Here is a 19,796-nt window from a genome sequence, read left to right on the forward strand (position 1 = left end):
CCTTCCCTCATTGAGTAGACGCCTATCTTTTAAATAGGATAGGAAAAAATGCCGAAAATACTGAGTGGAGAGCGGGTTGTTGAATATTCAACAGAGTTCAAAGTTAGAGTGGTAGCTCTCACTAATCAACTGAAAGTAGATACGACTACTATCGCCAACATTATTGGTTTGCATCCAGTAATGGTGTATAGATGGCGACAGAAAAGTAGAGAAGGCAAGCTGGTCGAGAAGCCCAGTCGTAGAATAAATATGACAAAGACAACGAAAACTCAGTCTCAAACCGATGATAAAGAGATAAGACGTCTAAAAAAGCAGGTTGAGAAATTGCAAAAGGAGAATGATTTCCTAAAAAAGTGGGAAATGTACCTGAAAGATCCAAAGCTGAAAGATTCTCGTTCATGGCTCTTAATCGATCAGACTTTGGTGTCAGGTACTTATGTAGATACTTGAATGTTTCACCCCAAGGGTTTTATAAGTGGCTCAACCGTGATGAGAGCACTCGAGACATAGAAAATAGACGAATTCTTGGGTGTATCGAAGCTATCTATGCGCAGCATGATGGTAATTATGGAAGTCCAAGAATTAGCGCAGAGCTGAAAGCTAATGGTGAACGAATAAATCACAAGCGCGTTGAACGCCTTATGAGAGAGGCTGGAATCGTGGGGAAAGCTGGAAGGATCTATCGTCGACGCCCTTTGCCTGGAAATCCTTGCATTAAGGTTGAAAATTTACAAAGAGAGCATGGTATGCCGATTAAACCAGACTCTCAATGGGCTGGTGATGTAACCTATCTGAAGATCAATGGGCAATGGCAATATTTAGCTGTGATTATTGATCTTTACTCCCGGAAAGTGTTGGGTTGGGAGCTGTCGGACACTCGAACTGTTGAGCTAACACTGTCAGCGCTAAATAAAGCTGTCCGTTGCAGAAATATAGAATCAGATCTAATATTTCACAGCGACAGAGGTTCTGAGTACGGTGCTTATGCATACCAAAACCGACTCAAGGAACTGGGTATTGAGCCGAGCATGAATCGTCCAGGATTTATGAATGATAATGTGTATGTAGAATCATTTTTTCAAACACTGAAAACTGAGAGTTTCAAAGGATTTAATTTTGAATCCGTTGAGGAGCTAAGAACCAACTTATCTTGGTATCTTGATAGGTACTATAACTTTAAAAGAAGACATGGTTCACTTGGGTTCAAAAGCCCAGATGAATATGAAAGAATGGCCGCATAAGATGAATATAAGGTGGCGTCTACTTTAAGGGGGGAGGCTTCAAGCCTACGGCTCGGCTGCCGGTTATAAAGGCGTTATGTGTAGGCATGACTCAAAGTCCATTTGAAATAGGTACAATGACCAAATACGCCATCTATTTATTTTTAGCCTCCCTTCTCTACATGGCATGCGCAGGGGTGGCAGGTACAGAGATTAGTGGCGATACAGGGTATTCTATCCTCCTTTATCTCTTCGGATTTTCCCAGCTTATTCCTATGATTACTGGCCACCCAATGAGAGTCCCGTATAGCGGTGAAATACTACTTAAGGGGCAGCACTCTTTTCAGCGGGCTGGTTTAGCATGCATTTATTTACTAATCAAATTATGCGGGTTAAGTTTTGCGTTCTAAACAAACAACACATAACAAAACGGTCAATGGCGCCTGCGGCTGGACAGCATTAAGCGCCGCTTCGCAGCAATGCTGCCCATTACCTCAACGTTATGTGTTACGGATGCACCGATGAAGAACTATAAATTTGAAATTTTCGCCGACTACTTTCAGATATATCTGATGGATGTTGAGGCCGACGAAGACACTTCAGATATCTGGACAGAGCAAGCATTAAATATAAAGCTTGGCATCCTGGCAAACACTCTCGCTATCAGCACGTTCAGAAACGTTGATGTTCCTCTAGAGGTTGAGATTCACGATAGCCAGCCTGAAATTAGCCTCGAAGAATGGGATCATGCTTCTATAGGTTATTTCACAGTAACATCGGGGCAGTGCGCTGTTTTTGGCTGCAGCGATTATCTACCTGATGCAGCAAGAATCGAAGTAGCGTCCGGTAAATATTCGGCTATTTCACTCGCGAAGGGCCTCGATTCAATAATCGAAGAGTGGGAAGATGCAGATGATTTATATAAAATCATTCTGTGGCCCTCAGCCGCCAGTGAATGTAAGGCACTAAAGCACTATGAACACACATAACAAAACGCTCAACTACAATCCGGCCGCAAGCGGCCTCCGTCGGACAGCCAAGAGCGTGCTTCGCACTGGCTGCCGGTTAGCTCAGCGTTATGTGAAACCAAAGCTCAATTCAGGAGTAATTCTATGAAAAGTTGGGTTCTAAAATCATGGAGGGAGAATAAACCATTTCTACTCTTCATTGCCCTAATGTGTGTTTTTCGCAGTGCTGTAGCCGATTGGAATGAGGTTCCAACTGGCTCAATGAAACCAACGATCGTAGAAGGTGATCGAATTCTCGTTAATAAACTAGCCTATGATGTTCGAATACCTTTCACCAATATTTCCTTATTAAAGCTTTCTGACCCTGTCAGGGGAGATATTATTATTTTTGATTCAAAGGCGTCGGAAAAAAGGCTAGTTAAGCGTGTCGTCGGTGTTCCTGGTGATATTGTTGCTTTGAGAGACAATGCCTTATTCATAAATGGAGAGCCTCTTGCATATAAAGAAGTTGCCTCCACAGCTTCAACGGTAGACAAACAGGAAAACTTGTTAGGCGTGGAGTATCTTGTCCGTATCGGTAAGCGCGGCTCTCCGTTGTCTAATTTTCAGTCAGTTGAAGTTCCTATCGGTTATTATTTAGCACTTGGAGATAATAGGGATAACAGTGCTGATTCCAGAGTCATTGGTTTTGTTCCAAGACATGAGATAGTTGGTCGATCCAGAAGCGTTGTATTATCGTTCAATTACGACAATTTCTATATTCCGCGTAAGAACCGTTTTTTCCATACCCTATGATTTTAAGAGGAAGTTGTAACCATGAGCCCCATATATGCAGTACTCATATTTTTTATAATATGTGCCGGAGTTTGTTACTCCGTAGCTAAAAAGAGAAAAGCTAATGTTCCATTTTGGGTGGTAATGGGCTGCCTGTTTGGGCCTTTGGCTATTCCATTTGTGTTTTTCTCCAAGCCAAAGACTAATGCACCAGCGTGAATGTCTATCACATAACAAACACAGGCAAGCGGACTCGCTGACGCTCGCCTGTTGCTGTGGGCGTTAAATATATCTAGCTCAGGGAAGCAAATGAAAATTCGATCCCCTTTTGTCATAGCCAGCTTATTGATACTTCCCGTCATAATTAGTCTTGGGATACTTTTCGTCTATTCCACAGACTCTTATGTATCAAAAGGTGAATCTCCAGTTGCGACAGATTTCATATCATATAAAGAAGATACTCGAATTCTTTACAAGGATGGAATGCAAGAAGAAGCAGCTATTACAAGCCAAGTATTAGATAAAAGTATAAATTCTATTGAGCTTGTTCACGGTAAAGCTTTCACGGGTCTAGTTCGCATCCATATATGCAACAGTCCGAAATGTTTTACTAGATACACTGGACTTAAAGGTGTTCTTGCTGCAGTTACTGATAAGGGGTTGTTTTTGGCCCCTTATGTTTTTAAGCAAAAAGACTTCCCTAAATGGCTTATCCACGAACTCTCACATCTGCATCTGTTTCAACAAATATCAACTGTTGGCGCATTGCGAATCCCGCAGTGGTACCATGACGGTTTAGCTACATATGCTTCTAATGGTGGCGGTGCTAGTAAAGTTCCAGAGACAGAGGCCGCCGATTTGATGTTGTCGGGAAAGTTTATTTTAACTAGAGATCACGGAGAATTTTACAAAACCAGGTGGCCGTTAAGCTATCAAGCATCAACTGATGCGTGGTATCAGCAGCACATGGACTATCGCCAGGCGTCAATGTTTTATGAGTATTTACACCCAAAGGGTGGTAAGGCTTTAATTAGAGAGTTGGAGTCTGGTTCCAGTTTTGGTAAAGCATTTAAGAAAGTGTATGGTACGGCACCAGAAGAGCAGTTTGAATTGTATTTAGCTGAACTGCAGAAGAAAAGCATTTAACAAAGCTATGCACCGGAACAGCAGTCTTTTGCTGTAATTTATGCACTACGCTACCGCTTCGTTAACATAAATTACAACTACAGCCAGCTGTCCAGTGATAGCAGCGTTATATGGCCAAACCACCATTGGAGAACGAATGAGAATATTTCTAACTTCACTATTTGTATTGGTTTTGTCGGCGTGCGGTTCCAATATGCCAGCACCATCTGTATCAGAATATGTCAAAACAGAAGGCGGCGGCTTTCTTATGGAACGCAATGCAGGCGTCAAGTACGCAATGATATATACCCTGCTCAAGCCCAGTGAATCTGCCACTTCCTATAAAGCGGTTTTCGAAAGCACTATCCCAAATGGCAGACCGGTTTATGCTGAGGGAGCCATTGAGCCTGGCACATTAGAGCTTCAGTTGCAGTCACCAGTAATACCTGGCGTTAAAAACAACCAAACATATTCAGTTTCGCTAACTCTTTTCGAGGGTGAAACGCAGCTAACCACGCACAATGACCAGGTTAAGTTTTCGTTGCCTTCCAATATGTTGTCTCAATTTGGGGTTGCAGAGCATTGAGCCATATAACAAGTTGCTCAAGTACACTCCGGCCGCAAAAGACACGGGCTCCGTGGGACAGCCTACACTGCGTTTCGGCAGCCCCTTAGCAAGGCGTTATGCGTAAATCAGTATGAGCATTTTATATTGGCTGGGCTTAGGTGGCTTGGCCGTTATTGCCTTCTACTTATTTAAGAAGTGGAAGGTGCGTTTGGTTGAGTGGAAGCCTGAGGAGGTTGCAAATCTCCTTGAGTCATGGATCAAGGATGATGTTGACTACAAACGCTGGGATTACTTTGAGGCCTGTGAGATTGCTAACCCAAAATTAGAAGTAATTCGGCAGCGAGCTATTAAAGCAATACACATAAATTCACCTTATATCGAAGTTTGTGGCCGGGATGAAGGTAAACTAAATGAAAAGGCAAAGAACTATTTAAGGAGCTAAGAAAGCAATGCTTTTGATTTATTATTGGCTATCCACAGTACATAACAAGTTACCGTATCCGATCACCTACACCCTGGGCGTTTTGTGCTGTACGCTACGGTAGCACTTTCCGGTGCCTGCTGAGCAAAACGTTATGCGATCACGTTTTTTGAACCCTGAATTTTTCTAGATATTTGAGAAAGAAAATATGGCAGACTACCCAGAAGCGCTCGACTATATGCTGGCGGCATGGAACGAGCCTGACTCTACCAAAGTGCGCGATCACCTTGAAAATGCCCTAAGTAACAATGTCCGGTTTGTTGATCCGTCCATTGATGTCTCTGGTATTGATGGATTTGAAAAAAATGTCCATGAAGTGAAATCAAAGCTTCCAGGTGCGGTTTACTCTCGAACTAGCGGAGTAGATTCTCAGCATGGGTTTCATCGCTACCATTGGGCTATACATCAGGAAGGCAAGTTACTTATGGCTGGGTTTGATGTAACAGAAATAGATGGGCAAGGAAAAGTATCTTGTGTAATAGGTTTTTTTGGTGATATCCCTGATCGCTAGTGGCAATGGTATTGTGTGCGGTAGTGGAAAGGCGCATAACGAGGCGTTGAACCAGGCGTAAGGGGTTTGAGGGGTTTTTTGATTTAAGTGCTAAAGTAATAACTTTATTGTGCTAACCGGCTTCGTACCAGAACACCCGCGCAAGTTGGCTTTACGTTAAGTGAATAGCTATGAATCGATTTCTAATCACTCTTGTATGTCTGGTTGCTTCTAGTTTGGCGTTTGCTTGTACCGCTCCTAAAATGGGGTCTGAGTTTGATAAGCTCATTAAAGTAGAAAAGATTGCATCGAATACATTCCAGGCGACTATTTCTATGAATGCTGAGGGCTTAAATTACGGAGCTGAAGCAACTATAGAATACTATCCGGAAAATTCTGAGCATAAGTTCGGTGAATATTCAAAAAGAGTTCATTTAAAAGAAAGAGGCACTGAGTATGTTTCTACTTTCGAGCTAAAAAAGATTGAAGGGCATATTCCATTCTTACGAGTGTTTTGGTATCCAGAAATGTGTTGCCTGTGTGGTGCTTACGGTAAATCAAATGACCTTGCACTTGAGTGAACCACTTAACAATGCATGTTGTCGGACTGGTTTTCTGTTCCACTCTAAACTAGCCATAAATCGTGGTGCTGGTTTTTGCCGTCGTTTAGTGTCACATTAAAATTAAGGGAAATTAAGAGTGTTGCATTGGATTAAAGCTGAATATTCTGGTGTGGATTCGTTCTTAGAGGTACCTCACTGGCTCTATTGTGAGATTTATATGAGATCTTTTAATTCGGCTCAAGGATTAAGACACACTATTAATGGCAAATAAGGAAAGCCAGTTCTTTAGCTTTTGTCGAAGAGGTCGCTCATTTGGGGTTATATTTGCGGCTGCAATTTTGGTATGTCTTATGGGAAGTTTTATTTCCCCAGCCTTCCACATTTATCAACTGCTTGTGCTCCTCAAATTCACCTTATGGAGTACAGTTAACTTCCCTAGATTTATGACTAAACAATTGGGAATTCTCAAAAGGTAGGCGTCTACTCAATGGGGGAAGGTTTCCTCCGTTAGTATTTACGGGCTTCCTAATTTCTAGTGTACTGTGGTTTATAGTGAAGCTTGGAGTAACTCAGGGCTCTAGCTCGGACGGTCACTTTAGCGGAGGTGATTCTGGAGGTTTTGGAGATGGAGGGGGTGGTGATGGTGGGTGTTAAATCAGTTAACGAGGGCATGTTGTTCGCCGCTATCGCAGGCGAACGGCTTATGCTTCGCTTCACCCACCGCATGTGAATGTTATGTGGCAAGCTGCAAACGAAAGGTTGAGAGATGGAATTACAACTGCTAGCCGAGAATAAACAAGCGCTACCAATTGTTGCGGAGTGGTATTTTACGGAATGGGGTTACCTAAGGGAAAGCAATAGCCTGGCTAAAACTCGAGAATCGCTTTCTGACTACCTAAACACCGATAAAATACCACTTCTCGTTATAGCAGTTGATTCAGGAGAAATCTTGGGTGCGGCACAGTTGAAATATTGTGAAATGACTATTTACCCAGAAAAGGAACATTGGCTCGGTGGTGTGTATGTTTCCAAGTCCCATCGCGGAAAGAAAATCGCAGAAGCAATCATTGACAGAATCATCTCACTAGCAGAACAGCTTGGTGTGTCGAAGCTCTATCTCCAAACGGAGCATCTAGACGGCGGTCTTTATAGTTGTTTGGGTTGGAATCCAATAGAAAAAGTTACTTATTGCGGCTTAGAAGTCCTTGTAATGGAGAGAGAGCTCACCGTATAACAAGGCAATGAATCAGATATTTTGAAGTATGCTTCCGCTGCGCTATAGCACGTATTTAGAATGCCGGTTATAGTGGCGGTCAATTTTTGGAAGGATTGTAGTTGCTGCAAGCTTCAATCTCTACCTGAGTACATTTCCCCAGAGAGTTTTCCTTCAAACTGCTAGTGCAGTTTCATTCAAGTGCCTTTCTTTTAAATCAATAAGTCCTACAAGCCTGATGCTCCATTGTGGAGTGCTAATCAGATAGTTAACTGGTAAGGAAAATATGCTATTTTACCCTGCAAATTTACCAGGCTGTAGCCAGTCAAAAATGGTTGGCAGGGAGCCAGTTGGTTGATCAGCCCGCTTTGACCGTAAATGGTCTGGCTGCTCCTGTTGGCAATGTTAATTGGCTATGTGGCTGATAGAGCCAAAGTTTAGGAATATGAATGCATGGATAATGTGAAGTGGTACAAAAAACCTGAGATGGTTGTTGCTTTCTCAGCTCTATTAATTAGTTTCGTTACGGCTATAGTTAGCATGTATTCTGCTTATGTAGATCGTGCTTATGCTCGAGCTTCTGTTTGGCCAAGATTGGAAATACATCGTAATTTTAACACCACACGTTTTGAGTATAGTGTAACGAATAGTGGGAATGGTCCTGCTGTAATTAAGTATGGGATAGTTCAATACAAATCTGAGCCTATCAAACTTTGGAATGACATTCCAAATTTACCTAGTATTACTCAATCACACATTAGCAATAGAATACTGTCGCCACAAAATACGGTTAAGCCATTATCATATACAGGCAAAGAATCAGATAAACTTGGCGAAACCGATAAATTTATAGGTATAGAGCTCTGTTATTGTTCAATCTATGAAGAGTGTTGGCTTATTGACAAACTTAATGAGCCCAAATCTGTTAATGGCTGCTTGGTTGACAAAACAGTAGCTTTCTCGGAATAAGAAAATTCTTAACAGCATCAATCGTGATTCCAAGCTCGGCGACTTTATTGTAAAGGGTACAATAAAGTCGCCAAAATTATGCCACAAACTATATTGACGCTATAAGCTAAGAAATTACTGACACCGTTTTTAGTGGTTGTTTATTTCTTAGTTTTTAGGCTGGTATCTCCAATGCCTAGAGGGAAGGTGACCAAAGAGCAGTCCGGTGAGGTATTTTTATCAGGCAAGCGGTTGACATTGAGTGATGCTTAAATCAAGATGATTAAATGAATACAATTTCAACGCAACTAACTGCTCGAATTATTCTTATCATTCCATAAGAATGGTGGGATTGTTGATGTGTTGCTAATTTATCAAACCCGCCAAAGAGGCGGGTTTTTTGTTTCTGCCTTTGGGGGTTGCACTAGATGAAGGAACTGGAATGAAAAAAATAGCAATCTTTGGCAAGCCAGCTAATGGGAAATCTACTTTAGGTAAAAAGCTAGCGTCAGTAACGGGTATAAAATTGTATGCTTTGGATTCCATTTTATATCAGCAGAGTGGTCAAGAGGTAGATCTTCATAGCTATGAAGAGACTCACGGGAGCATTCTCGCTTCCGAAGAGTGGATTATTGAAGGCTTTGGGCCAATAAGCTCATTGGATTCTTTTAATAGGCGTTTAGACGAAGCCGATACGCTTATTTATATAGATTTACCTTACTTTGTTACCTATTGGTTGGTGACGAAGCGGCTCTTTATAGGAATGTTTAAGAAACCAGAAGGCTGGCCTAAAGGGAGTTCCATTTTAAAGGGAACGCTTGAGAGCTACAAAATATTAAAGTTCTGCCCAAAATTTTGGAATGATAGATTTTTACAAAGGTTGAAAAAGCTATCGGCAAATAAAAAGTTGTATGTTATTCGATCGATTTCTGAGTTGAATAGCTTCGTTGAGAAAAATGTGCAATAAATCACATTTAGTAATGTGGTACAAAAATATCTATATCCGGATTTTCTGAAAGTATCAAAAATTTTTTCCTTCAGTAGGCTTCTGGTTGAGTTTGAAGCGACATCTGTGGGTAGGCCTGAGGTTGTCAGTGAGAGTATTCATTTATCAGTTTTCGAATTTTAAAGTGATGAAACCTATAAAATTAATGAAAACGATTGCTTGGATTTTCTGAATCTTAACTTATGTTTTATAAATGTTGATTTAACGAGCCCTTTTTTATGTAATTTCTATATAATTCTAGATAGAGTATACATTGTATTTATAGTACGCTTAATACAGAATTGTCTGTTACATGTTTATTTCGGATGTTTTGAAATCACAACTAAAGGTGTGTATTCATGATAAAGATCAGGAAGCCCAATTTGCAGTTAATTTATGTTTCGGATATACAGCACTCTACTGAATACTATCAGAATTTATTTAATTTTGAACCCTACTTTGTAAGCCCTAGATATGTAGTTTTTAAGGTTGATGGGGTTGCGGATTTTGCTATTTGGTCAGGTGGCGAGGCTCCAGAGCATGAGTCTCCAAGATTTGCAGAGATTGGTATTAATCTTGAGACTGATAACGAAGTGAAAGAGCTTTATAAAGAGTGGAAGGCTGATGCTGGGATAAACATATATAAAGACTTATATACAGATGTCTTTGGCGAGACCTTCTTGGTTAAGGATCCTGATGGTCATGTTATCCGTGTATCTTCTGCGGACTAAATGCTACTGTTTGTGGGGTTAATGTGAACTCAACACACTGTCCATAAATGTGAAAGGTTTACCTGCGTTTTTATTGTCCGTAGTGATTTTTTCGAATGTATATTGGGGTTTATTGTGGTGCGCTAAGAGCCAGTCAATTTGCTGCTTTTAAATACATAGGTGGAGAAATTTATGCTTCAGGTATTGATATCGGCAGGTGTGGTTTTTATCTTGTTAAAGTTCCTTGAGCGGGGTAAAAATCGAGGGTTGGATGGGTTTGCATCTATAGCTTTTGTTCTTGTGCCGGCATTGTTGATCTTATTGGCCAATATTGGAGTTGGGATAGTTGGAGTTGATAAGCGTTTTTTGGTTCCGCTAGCGCTTTTGTATTTTATCGTGCCTTTGTTTATGCTGCGTCTGCAATTTGATTTATCTTGGGGTCGGTCATTTTTATATAGCTTTTTCGTTTTCTTGGTTGTGATAGTTGTTGATAGTTTGTTTTACCTGATGATCGGTTTTATTAGTAGATGATAGTTTTCCATTGGTTTCTATTCTTGGTAGAGAGATTATTTATTTAAGTGAATATGCAGAGTAATCATTATTAGGCTTAGGAAGATTTTTTCTGTCGCTGTGCTCCACCTGTGTGATCCTACTTGTTTTATCGTAGGTGCTGTGTTTAGTATTGGTCGATGAGTTTTAATTGTTGGTAGAAATTATGTTGCAGAAGTTAAAGGCCTCTCTGGGAATTGGTGCGGTTAAGGTTGATACGGTACTGGAAAGCGCGAGTGTATTTCAGGGAGGGCTAATCACGGGGAATGTCCATGTTCAGGGGGGTGATATTGAACAGGCGATTGAAGCTATTAACTTAAAGCTTTGTACCGAAGTGAAAGTTGAAAATGACAATGGTACTAGCCATGTCAACATGATTTTGAGCGCTGTAAGAATTATGGAGCCATTTACCATTGGTGCTGGTGAGGGTAGAGAGATTCCCTTTGAATTCAAACTAAACGATGAGACACCCATCACTGCATTGGTGGCTCGAAAGAATCAGTGTCGGGTTTGGTTGGAAACGGCACTGGATATTGATTTTGCCATTGATCCTAAGGATCGAGATTATCTGGAAATAAAGCCCTTGCCGGTGGTGCAGTCTATTATTGCAATGATTGAGAGCGAAGGCTTTGATTTGGTGAAGACAGATGTTGAAAAGGGCTATTTGAATGGGGGCGCTTTTTCTTCTAAATCTGGGTGCTACCAAGAAATTGAATTTAAGGGCGGTGGCTTCTTCGGGGCGAAGGAAATAGAACTTTCATTTATTTTGGATGGTGAAATGGTGCATTGCCTGGCCGAGATTGACCGTAGATTTGGCGGGAGCGGTGATGAATATCGGTCTTTCTGCCTCGGTATCAATGCCAGTGATAATGAGGTTCAAACTGCGGTTGGGGCAATTCTCTCCCGCTGACCTCGATTGTTATGTAACTTTCGGGCGATAGCCTCAGATGATCAACAATAAACCAAATGTTGCCGGGTAATAGCCCGGCTATATTTTGATTCGCTGCTCCTAAAAACAATATCTTACGTCAATTACCCTAAACAGGAGTGATTGTAGTGATTTCACATATTTCACTTGGTGCCAATAACCTGGAGCAGGCTCGCAGTTTTTATGGTCGGTTAATTAGCTTACTTGGGGGTAAGGAAATTTATGCGTCTGGTAGAGTGGTCTTTTGGGAATTTCTCAACGCCTCTACGAAACTCGCGCTCACTGTGCCTTTCAATAATGAGTCTGCCAACTTTGGTGATGGCACTATGGTTGCTCTTAAAGCCGAAAATAAAAAGGAGGTTGATCGTATTTTATGGCTCTTAGCTTGGGTGCTGTGAGCGAAGGTGAACTTGGCCATAGAGACCCTGGAGCCTTCTGAGGGGCTTATTTCCACGATCTGGATGGAAATAAGATAGCGATCTTTTCCCGCTGATGCCCTTCAGCTTATTTTGTGGCTTCCAGTTCGGCCACCAGGGTAGTAATCAGCTCTGCTGCGGGTAGTGCCCGGCATAGAGGGGCTCCCTGGCCGGCCCATTGCACGGCAAAGCTATCATTGCCTGCTGTACTTGAAGCGTTGGCGAGCGCTTTGCCAGCACTGTAGCAGATTGGGTAATCAGGTCTTGTCGGGGCGTTGTGGTTTAGATCAGTGTAAAAGCGGTTGGAGATACCGCGAGCAGGGCGCCCAGAGATATTCGCAGTAACAGCAGTGTTATGGGCGTGCTCACTTTTAAGTGCTTTTCGGTAGTTTTCGTCAGCGGCGGACTCTGGGCAAAGTATAAATGCGGTTCCCATTTGCACAGCACTGGCGCCCAGGGAAAGAGCCGCATGTATTCCGGCTCCATCCATAATGCCTCCTGCAGCAATAATAGGCAGGTTGCTTTGGCAGCAAAGCAGGCGAACCAAAGCGAGTGTACCTATTTCCCGGTCTTCCTCAGGTACAAACACCCCTCTATGGCCACCGGCTTCTATACCTTGAGCAATTAAGGCATCCATTCCCGCTTCTTCTGCGGATTTTGCTTCCTCTGGGGTTGTAGCGGTGGCAATCAGGGTGATACCAGCATTTTTTAAAGCATTGATTGTGGCTTGATCGGGCAATCCGAAATGAAAGCTTACCACTGCGGGCTTTTCCTGCAGGAGCATCTCAAGCATCTCGCGGTTACCAAGAAAGCTTGGGTAGGGTTCGTGTAATGTTTGTGGAGGTGTTGCCCCTAATTCTGAGAAATATGGAGCCAGGAAATTGAGCCAGGTGTCCTCACGTTGGGCATCTGCAACTGCGGGTTGATGACAAAAGACATTGACGTTGAAAGGGTGCTGAGTAAGTGCACGGGTTTGTTGGATTTTTTCGGCGGCTTTTTGCGGGGAGTAGGGGCCGAGCCCGATGGCGCCGAGTCCGCCCGCATTGGAGACGGCCGCAGCCAATTCAGGGGTAGATACACCGGCCATTGGTGCTTGAAGAATGGGGTGGGAAATTCCTAGTGTTTGCAGAAAAGGTTGCACTGCCCGCTCGCCTCGCTGTTCATGCTCAAAGGAAACTCTGGAGAGTTTACTGTGTTTCTGCGGCCCTCAGGAATACCTAGCGGGATATTAAGCGGTGATGTTGAGAGAGGTTCGTGCTTCGCATTCTGGTATCTCAAGGGGCGAAATTATGAACCCACCTTAGGGGAATTCCGGCGCGCTAGCTATAGCGTGCCGGAAGTAATTTGCGAATCGATGTGAATGATTCAGGGCTTGGGCTTACAGGTGCAGGTTGAGGCCAATATAGGCCCCTTTGATTTCAATATCGCTTTGCAGGTCATCCAGCTCATCGAGGTTTAAGGTCATTACGCGGTAGCCGGCCTCAATCGCCAGGTCCACAGCAGGTACGAAATCCCAGCGAACTTTTGCAGTGAAATCTGTGAGAGTATCGCCGCGATAAGCTGTGCCATTGCCCTGAGCAATAATGGACCAGCCGCTAAATGGCAAGTCAAACCGGGCCATTCCGTAAGCCATTGGCAGGTAGCCAGTTAGCTGGATATTTTCGGCGCGGTCTTCACTAATGGCGGTAAACTCACCGTCATACTTACGCGCGGTAATTCCCAAGTCCAGATTTACCCAGTTATCCAGAATTTCGTAGTAGAAGGTGGCGTCGGTATGGGTGAGGTCGAGATCGGTGTTGATGGTTGCGCCGATCTGGAAGGTTTCATCGTCGAAAGTCACAGTGCTTTGCAGTTCAGCGCTGCCATCGGTATCAATATTGCTGTGAGCAAGCATGATATTGGGTACTAAGGGGATCGGGTGCTCCAGTGCGGCCTGGATAAAGGTGATGTGGTCCTCGCTGAGGGAAAGCTCATCTACATTGAAATCATCTTTACCAATATCCCCGTTGTAATTTGGCAGCCAGGCACCGATGCTGGCATCAAAACCGAGAACTGTATCCGCGTTGGCGGTAGCGCTGCCGAGAAGGGCGCACAGTGCAATAGCAGATTTCTTCATGAGCTTCTCTCCGTGATAAATTTGTCGCGGAGTGTACAGGGTTATTTTTTTTCTGTTGCTGTAAGTTGCACATTTTTACAAATTTGTCGGCCAATAGAGCGAGCTGACGTTTATAAGATGTTTCTGTTTCCTTGAAAAAGTGTGAAGTCATGTCAGAAAAGTGGCATGAATTATAAAGAATCTCGATCAACCAATTGCCAAATAGAAATTCACGAGTTTGCTTCAAAAAGCATCTGCTGCAGTGCGCTGGCAGCATTGCTGAGCGTGCGGCCACGATGGCTGATTACGCCGAGGTTACGCAGGACCTGCAATTTTTTTACCGGTAAAACCGCCAAACTCTCATCCACCAAGGTTTGGGGTAAAACGCTCCAGCCCAGTCCGACACAGGCCATCATTTTGATCGTCTCCAAAAAGTTGGTGGCGAGCTTGGCGGTGAGCTTTAAGCCCAGGGCGTCGAACTCCCGCTTGATCAGCCGCCCGGTATAGGTGTTGAGATCCGGCAAGATCGCGGGGTAGTTGGCTAGGTCAGCCAGTTCCAGCTCAGGGATTCTGGTGAGTGGGTGGCCGGGTGCAGCCACTACCACACAAGGGTCTGGCCAGATAACTTGTGCGTTTAGGTGGGGGTAATCCTTGAGGGCCAGGGTAACTACGGCCAGTTCGTACTTGGCGGCCATTAGGGCTTCGTAGGCCTGCTCAGAATCTACAAAGTCGATATCCAGGGCAACCTGTGGGTAGCGATTGCTGAATTCCTTCAGCACTGGCGGCAGATGGTGCAGGCCCACATGGTGGCTGGTGGCGATACGCAGGCTGCCGCTGACATTATTGCCCAGGGCGCGCAACTCTTGCTCGGTATCGCTGATTTCGTTGAGGATATGGCGGGCACGGGGCAGTAAGGCGCGCCCGGCATCGGTTAGTTGCAGGCGCCGGCCGATGCGGTCAAACAGCGGGGCTTGCAACTGCTGCTCCAGGGCTGCGAGGCGCTTACTAGCCGCGGGCTGGGTCAGGTGCAGCTGTTCTGCAGCCCCGGATACCGAGCCCTGCTCGGCAATTGCCAGAAATGCCCTCAACCACTGAATTTCCAATCGGTATACCTCCTAATAAGGGAACTCTGGCCACGGTAGCGCCTCAGAGTAAAGTTCAAATTCCATAAAGGAATAGATTGAATAATAAATATAAATTGGTGTTATTTTCCAGGCCTAGTTAGACTCGGGGTCACAATTATTGAGAGGAACGGCTGTGGCAGGGCAAACACTCTACGACAAACTCTGGCAGGACCACCTGATCAAGACCCGTGACGATGGCTCCGCACTGATATATATCGACCGTCATCTGATTCATGAGGTGACTTCCCCCCAGGCCTTTGAAGGGCTGCGCCTGGCTGGCCGCAAACCCTGGCGCAGGGACTCCCTGGTCGCTACTCCTGATCACAATGTGCCATCCGAAAGCGCTGAACGCGCCGCCGGTGTCAGTGGTATCCGCGATGATATCTCCCGTATTCAGGTGCAGACCCTGGATGAGAACTGCCGGGATTTCGACGTGGTGCAGTTCGGTATTAACGAGCCGGGGCAGGGTATTGTGCATGTGATTGGCCCGGAAACCGGCGCCACTCTACCGGGAATGACGGTTGTATGCGGTGATTCCCACACCTCCACCCATGGTGCTCTGGGGGCTTTGGCCCACGGTATTGGCACCTCAGAGGTGGAGCATGTAATGGCCACCCAGTGCCTGATCCAGCGCAAGATGAAGAATATGCTGGTGCGTGTGGATGGGACTCTGCTTCCCGGTGTTACTGCCAAAGATGTGGTACTGGCGATTATCGGCAAGATCGGTACTGCCGGTGGTACTGGCTATGCCATTGAGTTCGGTGGCGAAGTCATCCGCAAGATGTCCATGGAAGGTCGCATGACCGTGTGCAATATGGCCATCGAAGCCGGTGCCCGCGCGGGCATGGTGGCGGTAGACCAGATCACCCTCGATTACGTGAAAGGCAAGCCCTACACGCCAAAAGGCGAACAGTGGAATCGGGCAGTTGAGGCCTGGCGTCATCTGCACTCCGATGACGATGCGGATTTTGATCAGGTTGTAGTACTACAAGGTGAGGAAATTGAGCCCCAGGTGAGCTGGGGGACTTCGCCGGAAATGGTTGTGCCCATCAGCGCCAGTGTGCCGGACCCCGCCGCCGAAACCGATGCCACCAAGAGTACCGGCATGCTGAGAGCTTTAGAGTATATGGGGCTGAGTGCCGGGCAGAAGATCAGTGATATTCGCCTCGACCGCGTCTTTATCGGCTCCTGTACCAATTCCCGTATTGAAGACCTGCGCGCAGCAGCCGCTGTAGCCAAGGGCCGCAGCAAGGCCGACAGTGTTAAGCAGGTATTGATTGTACCGGGCTCCCAGGCGGTCAAGGCCCAGGCGGAGCGCGAGGGGCTGCACGAAATTTTTGTCGAAGCCGGTTTCGAGTGGCGCGAGCCCTCCTGTTCTATGTGTCTGGCAATGAATGCGGACAAATTAGGAGCTGGAGAGCACTGCGCCTCCACTTCCAACCGCAACTTTGAAGGGCGCCAGGGTTACGGCGGTCGCACGCATCTGGTTAGCCCAGCGATGGCAGCTGCGGCGGCGATTGCCGGACACTTTGTTGATGTGCGTGAGATGGCACCAGTGCAAGCGCAAGAGGAGATGGCCTGATGAGAGCATTTACCCAGCACCAGGGCCTCGTAGTGCCCATGGATCGCGCCAATGTGGATACGGATCTGATTATTCCCAAGCAGTTTCTGAAGTCTATCAAGCGCACTGGCTTCGGCCCCAATCTGTTTGATGAATTGCGCTATCTGGATGAGGGTTTTCCCGGCCAGGACTGCTCGAACCGCCCGATCAACCCGGATTTTCCTCTGAACTTCCCCCGTTATGAGGGTGGCTCGGTGCTGCTGGCGCGGGAAAATTTTGGCTGCGGCTCCAGCCGTGAGCACGCCCCCTGGGCGCTGGAAGACCACGGTTTTCGTGCAATCATTGCACCCAGTTTTGCCGATATTTTCTTTAACAACTGCTTTAAAAATGGGTTGCTGCCAATCGTTTTGCCAGAAGAAGTCGTGCACCGCCTGTTCGAGGAAACTCACGCGCAGGAAGGTTACACGCTTACGGTCGATCTTGAGCAGCAGCATATACATAAGCCCTGTGGTGAGGCGATTGCCTTTGAGGTAGATGCCTTCCACAAGCACTGCCTGATCAATGGCCTCGATCATATCGGCCTGACCCTGGAGCACGCTGATGATATCCGCTCTTATGAGTCGGCCCGACGTGAAAAAGCCCCGTGGCTTTTCGATGCGGTTCAATAATTAAAGGAAACTCCTGTGACAAAGAAAGTGATGATTTTGCCGGGTGACGGCATTGGCCCGGAAATTGTTGAACAGGCCATGGCAGTGCTGGAGGTCGTATCCGGTAAATACCATTTGGGCCTTAGTTTTGAGCAGGGTCTGATTGGTGGTGCCTCCATCGATGCGCATGGCGAGCCCCTAACCGACGAAACGCTCAAGGCCGCAGGCGAATGTGATGCGGTATTGCTCGGCGCTGTCGGTGGGCCCCAGTGGGATACCCTGGCGCGTGAAATTCGTCCGGAAAAGGGGTTGCTGAAAATTCGCAGCGGGCTCGGCCTCTATGCCAATCTGCGCCCGGCCATTCTCTATCCGCAACTGGCCGACGCCTCTTCGCTCAAGCCCGAAGTGGTGGCTGGGCTGGATATTCTGATTGTGCGCGAACTCACCGGTGGAATTTATTTTGGTGAACCCCGCGGAATTCGCACCCTGGAAAATGGTGAGCGCCAGGGTTACAACACCTACGTGTACAGCGAATCGGAAATCGAGCGTATCGCGCGCTCCGCATTTGAAGCGGCGCAAAAGCGCAATGGCAAGCTCTGCTCCGTCGATAAAGCGAATGTATTGGAAGTCACCGTGCTCTGGCGCGAAGTGCTGGACCGCCTGGCGCCGGAGTATCCGGATGTGGAGCTGTCGCATATGTACGTTGACAACGCCGCGATGCAGTTGGTGCGTGCTCCCAAGCAGTTCGATGTGATGGTAACCGGCAATATGTTCGGCGATATCCTCTCCGATGCCGCTGCCATGCTCACCGGTTCTATCGGGATGCTGCCTTCTGCCTCCCTGAACGAAAATGGTTTTGGCCTTTATGAACCCTGTCATGGCTCCGCCCCGGATATTGCCGGGCAGGGCATTGCCAACCCCCTGGCCACTATCCTGTCTGCGGCGATGATGTTGCGTTATTCCCTGAATATGGGGGAGGCGGCGGATGCCATTGAGGCTGCGGTAAGTGAGGTACTGGAACAGGGGCTGCGCACTGCTGATATTTACACAGAAGGTTGCCGTAATGTTTCCACGGCGGAGATGGGTGCCGCTGTTGTCGCCGCGCTGTAAGCGCGTGGCGTCACACATTTACCTTTTTTACTATCGCGCCGCTTTCTCGGTGGCGCACGCTGATCACATCACTAACAGGACAAAGCAATGCAGAAAATAGGTTTTATCGGCTGGCGTGGAATGGTCGGCTCGGTATTACTGGAACGCATGAGCGCCGAGGACGACTTTGCGCATATCGCTGAACCGATTTTCTTCTCCACCTCTAATGCTGGCGGCAAGGCGCCGGATATTGGCCGCGATCTGCCGCCACTTGGAGATGCCTACGATATTGATGCGCTGGCAGGGCTGGATGCCATTGTCAGTTGCCAGGGCGGTGATTACACCAAAGAGGTTTTCCCTCGCCTGCGCGAGGCCGGCTGGCAGGGCTATTGGATCGATGCGGCATCCAGCTTGCGTATGCAGGAAGACGCGGTAATCGTACTGGACCCGGTCAACCGCGATGTGATCGACCGCGCAATTGCTGTCGGGCAGAAGAATTTTATCGGCGGCAACTGCACTGTCAGTCTGATGCTGATGGCTCTGGGCGGACTGTTCAAGGCCGGTCTGGTGGAGTGGGTGAGTGCCATGACCTACCAGGCCGCCAGCGGTGCCGGCGCCAAGAATATGCGTGAGCTGATTACACAGATGGGTGCGATCCGCGACGGCGTGGCAGCAGAGCTGGAAAACCCTGCCAGCGCCATTTTGGATATCGATCGCAAGGTGGTTGCGGACATGCGTTCGGCAGATTTCCCCACTGCGCAATTTGGCGCGCCTCTGGCCGGCAGCCTGTTGCCCTGGATTGATACTCAGTTGGAGAATGGCCAGAGCCGTGAGGAGTGGAAGGCCCAGGTGGAAGCCAACAAGATTATGCAAACCCAGAGCCCAATTCCAGTAGATGGCACCTGTGTGCGTATCGGCGCGATGCGCTGCCATAGCCAGGCCTTTACCGTGAAGCTGAAAAAGGATTTGCCGCTGGTAGAAATCGAGCAGTTGCTGAACAGTGCTAACGATTGGGTCAATGTAGTACCCAATGAGCGTGAAGCCACTTTGCAACAACTGACGCCTACGGCGGTTACCGGCAAGCTGGATATTCCGGTGGGGCGCCTGCGCAAGTTAAGCATGGGTCCAGAGTACCTGAATGCCTTTACTGTGGGCGATCAATTACTCTGGGGGGCGGCAGAACCGCTGCGCCGTATATTGCTGATTTTGCTGGGTAAGCTGTAACTGGTACAGTTTGGTATAAGTTATCTGGAGGCGCTTATTGCAGCACTTGTTAATAGAGGACATTTTGCCAAGCTGTGAACCCCATCAAGTAAAAAGCCGCTACTGGTTGTCATAGCGG

23 protein-coding genes are annotated in these 19,796 nt (G+C 46.6%); 20 read left to right on the plus strand and 3 right to left on the minus strand.

Going from position 1 to position 19,796, the window contains the following annotated elements:
* Window positions 1-48: 48 nt before the first annotated feature.
* The 16 genes from ACJJJA_RS07995 (at window position 49) to ACJJJA_RS08070 (ending at window position 11,920) form a co-directional block, all read left to right on the plus strand.
* Window positions 49-450, plus strand: a complete 402-nt coding sequence (locus ACJJJA_RS07995) for a transposase (RefSeq protein WP_444904261.1) — start codon at window positions 49-51, stop codon at window positions 448-450.
* Window positions 399-1,241: an IS3 family transposase gene (locus tag ACJJJA_RS08000; protein WP_444904262.1), complete on the plus strand. Its 843-nt coding sequence runs from the start codon at window positions 399-401 to the stop codon at window positions 1,239-1,241. The genes ACJJJA_RS07995 and ACJJJA_RS08000 overlap by 52 nt, the downstream gene beginning before the upstream one ends.
* A gap of 500 nt (window positions 1,242-1,741) precedes the next feature.
* Window positions 1,742-2,209, plus strand: coding sequence for a hypothetical protein (locus ACJJJA_RS08005; RefSeq protein WP_444904263.1), 468 nt, complete (start codon window positions 1,742-1,744; stop codon window positions 2,207-2,209).
* A 123-nt stretch (window positions 2,210-2,332) separates the two neighbouring features.
* Window positions 2,333-2,983, plus strand: a complete 651-nt coding sequence (gene lepB / locus ACJJJA_RS08010; protein WP_444904264.1) for a signal peptidase I — start codon at window positions 2,333-2,335, stop codon at window positions 2,981-2,983.
* A 288-nt stretch (window positions 2,984-3,271) separates the two neighbouring features.
* Window positions 3,272-4,108, plus strand: coding sequence for a hypothetical protein (locus ACJJJA_RS08015; RefSeq protein ID WP_444904265.1), 837 nt, complete (start codon window positions 3,272-3,274; stop codon window positions 4,106-4,108).
* Between the two features lie 136 nt (window positions 4,109-4,244).
* A complete protein-coding gene (locus tag ACJJJA_RS08020) occupies window positions 4,245-4,673 on the plus strand; it encodes a hypothetical protein (RefSeq protein WP_444904266.1) in 429 nt (142 codons plus the stop codon).
* A gap of 112 nt (window positions 4,674-4,785) precedes the next feature.
* Entirely contained in the window at window positions 4,786-5,097 is a 312-nt protein-coding gene (locus ACJJJA_RS08025) for a hypothetical protein (protein WP_444904267.1), read from the plus strand.
* A 187-nt stretch (window positions 5,098-5,284) separates the two neighbouring features.
* Window positions 5,285-5,647, plus strand: coding sequence for a hypothetical protein (locus ACJJJA_RS08030; protein WP_252085146.1), 363 nt, complete (start codon window positions 5,285-5,287; stop codon window positions 5,645-5,647).
* A 170-nt stretch (window positions 5,648-5,817) separates the two neighbouring features.
* Window positions 5,818-6,207, plus strand: coding sequence for a hypothetical protein (locus tag ACJJJA_RS08035; RefSeq protein ID WP_444904268.1), 390 nt, complete (start codon window positions 5,818-5,820; stop codon window positions 6,205-6,207).
* Window positions 6,208-6,955: 748 nt separating this feature from the next.
* Window positions 6,956-7,423, plus strand: a complete 468-nt coding sequence (locus ACJJJA_RS08040; protein ID WP_252085148.1) for a GNAT family N-acetyltransferase — start codon at window positions 6,956-6,958, stop codon at window positions 7,421-7,423.
* A 432-nt stretch (window positions 7,424-7,855) separates the two neighbouring features.
* Complete coding sequence (locus ACJJJA_RS08045; RefSeq protein ID WP_444904269.1) at window positions 7,856-8,371, plus strand: hypothetical protein; 516 nt, start codon at window positions 7,856-7,858, stop codon at window positions 8,369-8,371.
* 421 nt (window positions 8,372-8,792) lie between these two features.
* A complete protein-coding gene (locus tag ACJJJA_RS08050) occupies window positions 8,793-9,317 on the plus strand; it encodes a P-loop NTPase family protein (protein ID WP_444904270.1) in 525 nt (174 codons plus the stop codon).
* Between the two features lie 377 nt (window positions 9,318-9,694).
* Window positions 9,695-10,066, plus strand: a complete 372-nt coding sequence (locus ACJJJA_RS08055; protein WP_444904271.1) for a VOC family protein — start codon at window positions 9,695-9,697, stop codon at window positions 10,064-10,066.
* A gap of 171 nt (window positions 10,067-10,237) precedes the next feature.
* Window positions 10,238-10,576, plus strand: a complete 339-nt coding sequence (locus tag ACJJJA_RS08060; protein WP_444904272.1) for a hypothetical protein — start codon at window positions 10,238-10,240, stop codon at window positions 10,574-10,576.
* 184 nt (window positions 10,577-10,760) lie between these two features.
* Window positions 10,761-11,504 carry a sporulation protein gene (locus ACJJJA_RS08065; protein ID WP_444904273.1) on the plus strand — a complete coding sequence of 248 codons (744 nt, stop codon included), beginning with the start codon at window positions 10,761-10,763 and terminating at the stop codon, window positions 11,502-11,504.
* Window positions 11,505-11,650: 146 nt separating this feature from the next.
* Window positions 11,651-11,920, plus strand: a complete 270-nt coding sequence (locus ACJJJA_RS08070; RefSeq protein WP_444885616.1) for a VOC family protein — start codon at window positions 11,651-11,653, stop codon at window positions 11,918-11,920.
* A 106-nt stretch (window positions 11,921-12,026) separates the two neighbouring features.
* Here the strand turns inward: ACJJJA_RS08070 and ACJJJA_RS08075 are convergent, their stop codons facing one another.
* The 3 genes from ACJJJA_RS08075 to ACJJJA_RS08085 all read right to left on the minus strand — a co-directional run bounded on the left by ACJJJA_RS08075 (window position 12,027) and on the right by ACJJJA_RS08085 (window position 15,136).
* Complete coding sequence (locus ACJJJA_RS08075) at window positions 12,027-13,079, minus strand: NAD(P)H-dependent flavin oxidoreductase (RefSeq protein WP_444904274.1); 1,053 nt, start codon at window positions 13,077-13,079, stop codon at window positions 12,027-12,029.
* A 237-nt stretch (window positions 13,080-13,316) separates the two neighbouring features.
* Window positions 13,317-14,054, minus strand: a complete 738-nt coding sequence (locus tag ACJJJA_RS08080; protein WP_444885614.1) for a TIGR04219 family outer membrane beta-barrel protein — start codon at window positions 14,052-14,054, stop codon at window positions 13,317-13,319.
* Between the two features lie 209 nt (window positions 14,055-14,263).
* On the minus strand, window positions 14,264-15,136 hold the full coding sequence (locus tag ACJJJA_RS08085) for a LysR family transcriptional regulator (RefSeq protein ID WP_444888434.1): 873 nt from the start codon (window positions 15,134-15,136) through the stop codon (window positions 14,264-14,266).
* 154 nt (window positions 15,137-15,290) lie between these two features.
* Here ACJJJA_RS08085 and leuC point away from each other — a divergent pair, with 154 nt between their 5' ends.
* The 4 genes from leuC to asd all read left to right on the plus strand — a co-directional run bounded on the left by leuC (window position 15,291) and on the right by asd (window position 19,678).
* Window positions 15,291-16,739, plus strand: a complete 1,449-nt coding sequence (gene leuC / locus ACJJJA_RS08090) for a 3-isopropylmalate dehydratase large subunit (RefSeq protein WP_444904275.1) — start codon at window positions 15,291-15,293, stop codon at window positions 16,737-16,739.
* A complete protein-coding gene (gene leuD / locus ACJJJA_RS08095) occupies window positions 16,739-17,386 on the plus strand; it encodes a 3-isopropylmalate dehydratase small subunit (protein ID WP_444888436.1) in 648 nt (215 codons plus the stop codon). The genes leuC and leuD overlap by 1 nt, the downstream gene beginning before the upstream one ends.
* A gap of 30 nt (window positions 17,387-17,416) precedes the next feature.
* Window positions 17,417-18,475: a 3-isopropylmalate dehydrogenase gene (leuB, locus tag ACJJJA_RS08100; protein ID WP_444888918.1), complete on the plus strand. Its 1,059-nt coding sequence runs from the start codon at window positions 17,417-17,419 to the stop codon at window positions 18,473-18,475.
* Between the two features lie 87 nt (window positions 18,476-18,562).
* Window positions 18,563-19,678, plus strand: coding sequence for an aspartate-semialdehyde dehydrogenase (gene asd / locus ACJJJA_RS08105; RefSeq protein WP_444904276.1), 1,116 nt, complete (start codon window positions 18,563-18,565; stop codon window positions 19,676-19,678).
* Window positions 19,679-19,796: the final 118 nt, after the last annotated feature.

It is taken from the genome of Microbulbifer mixtoriginis (SeqCode), assembly GCF_052466865.1.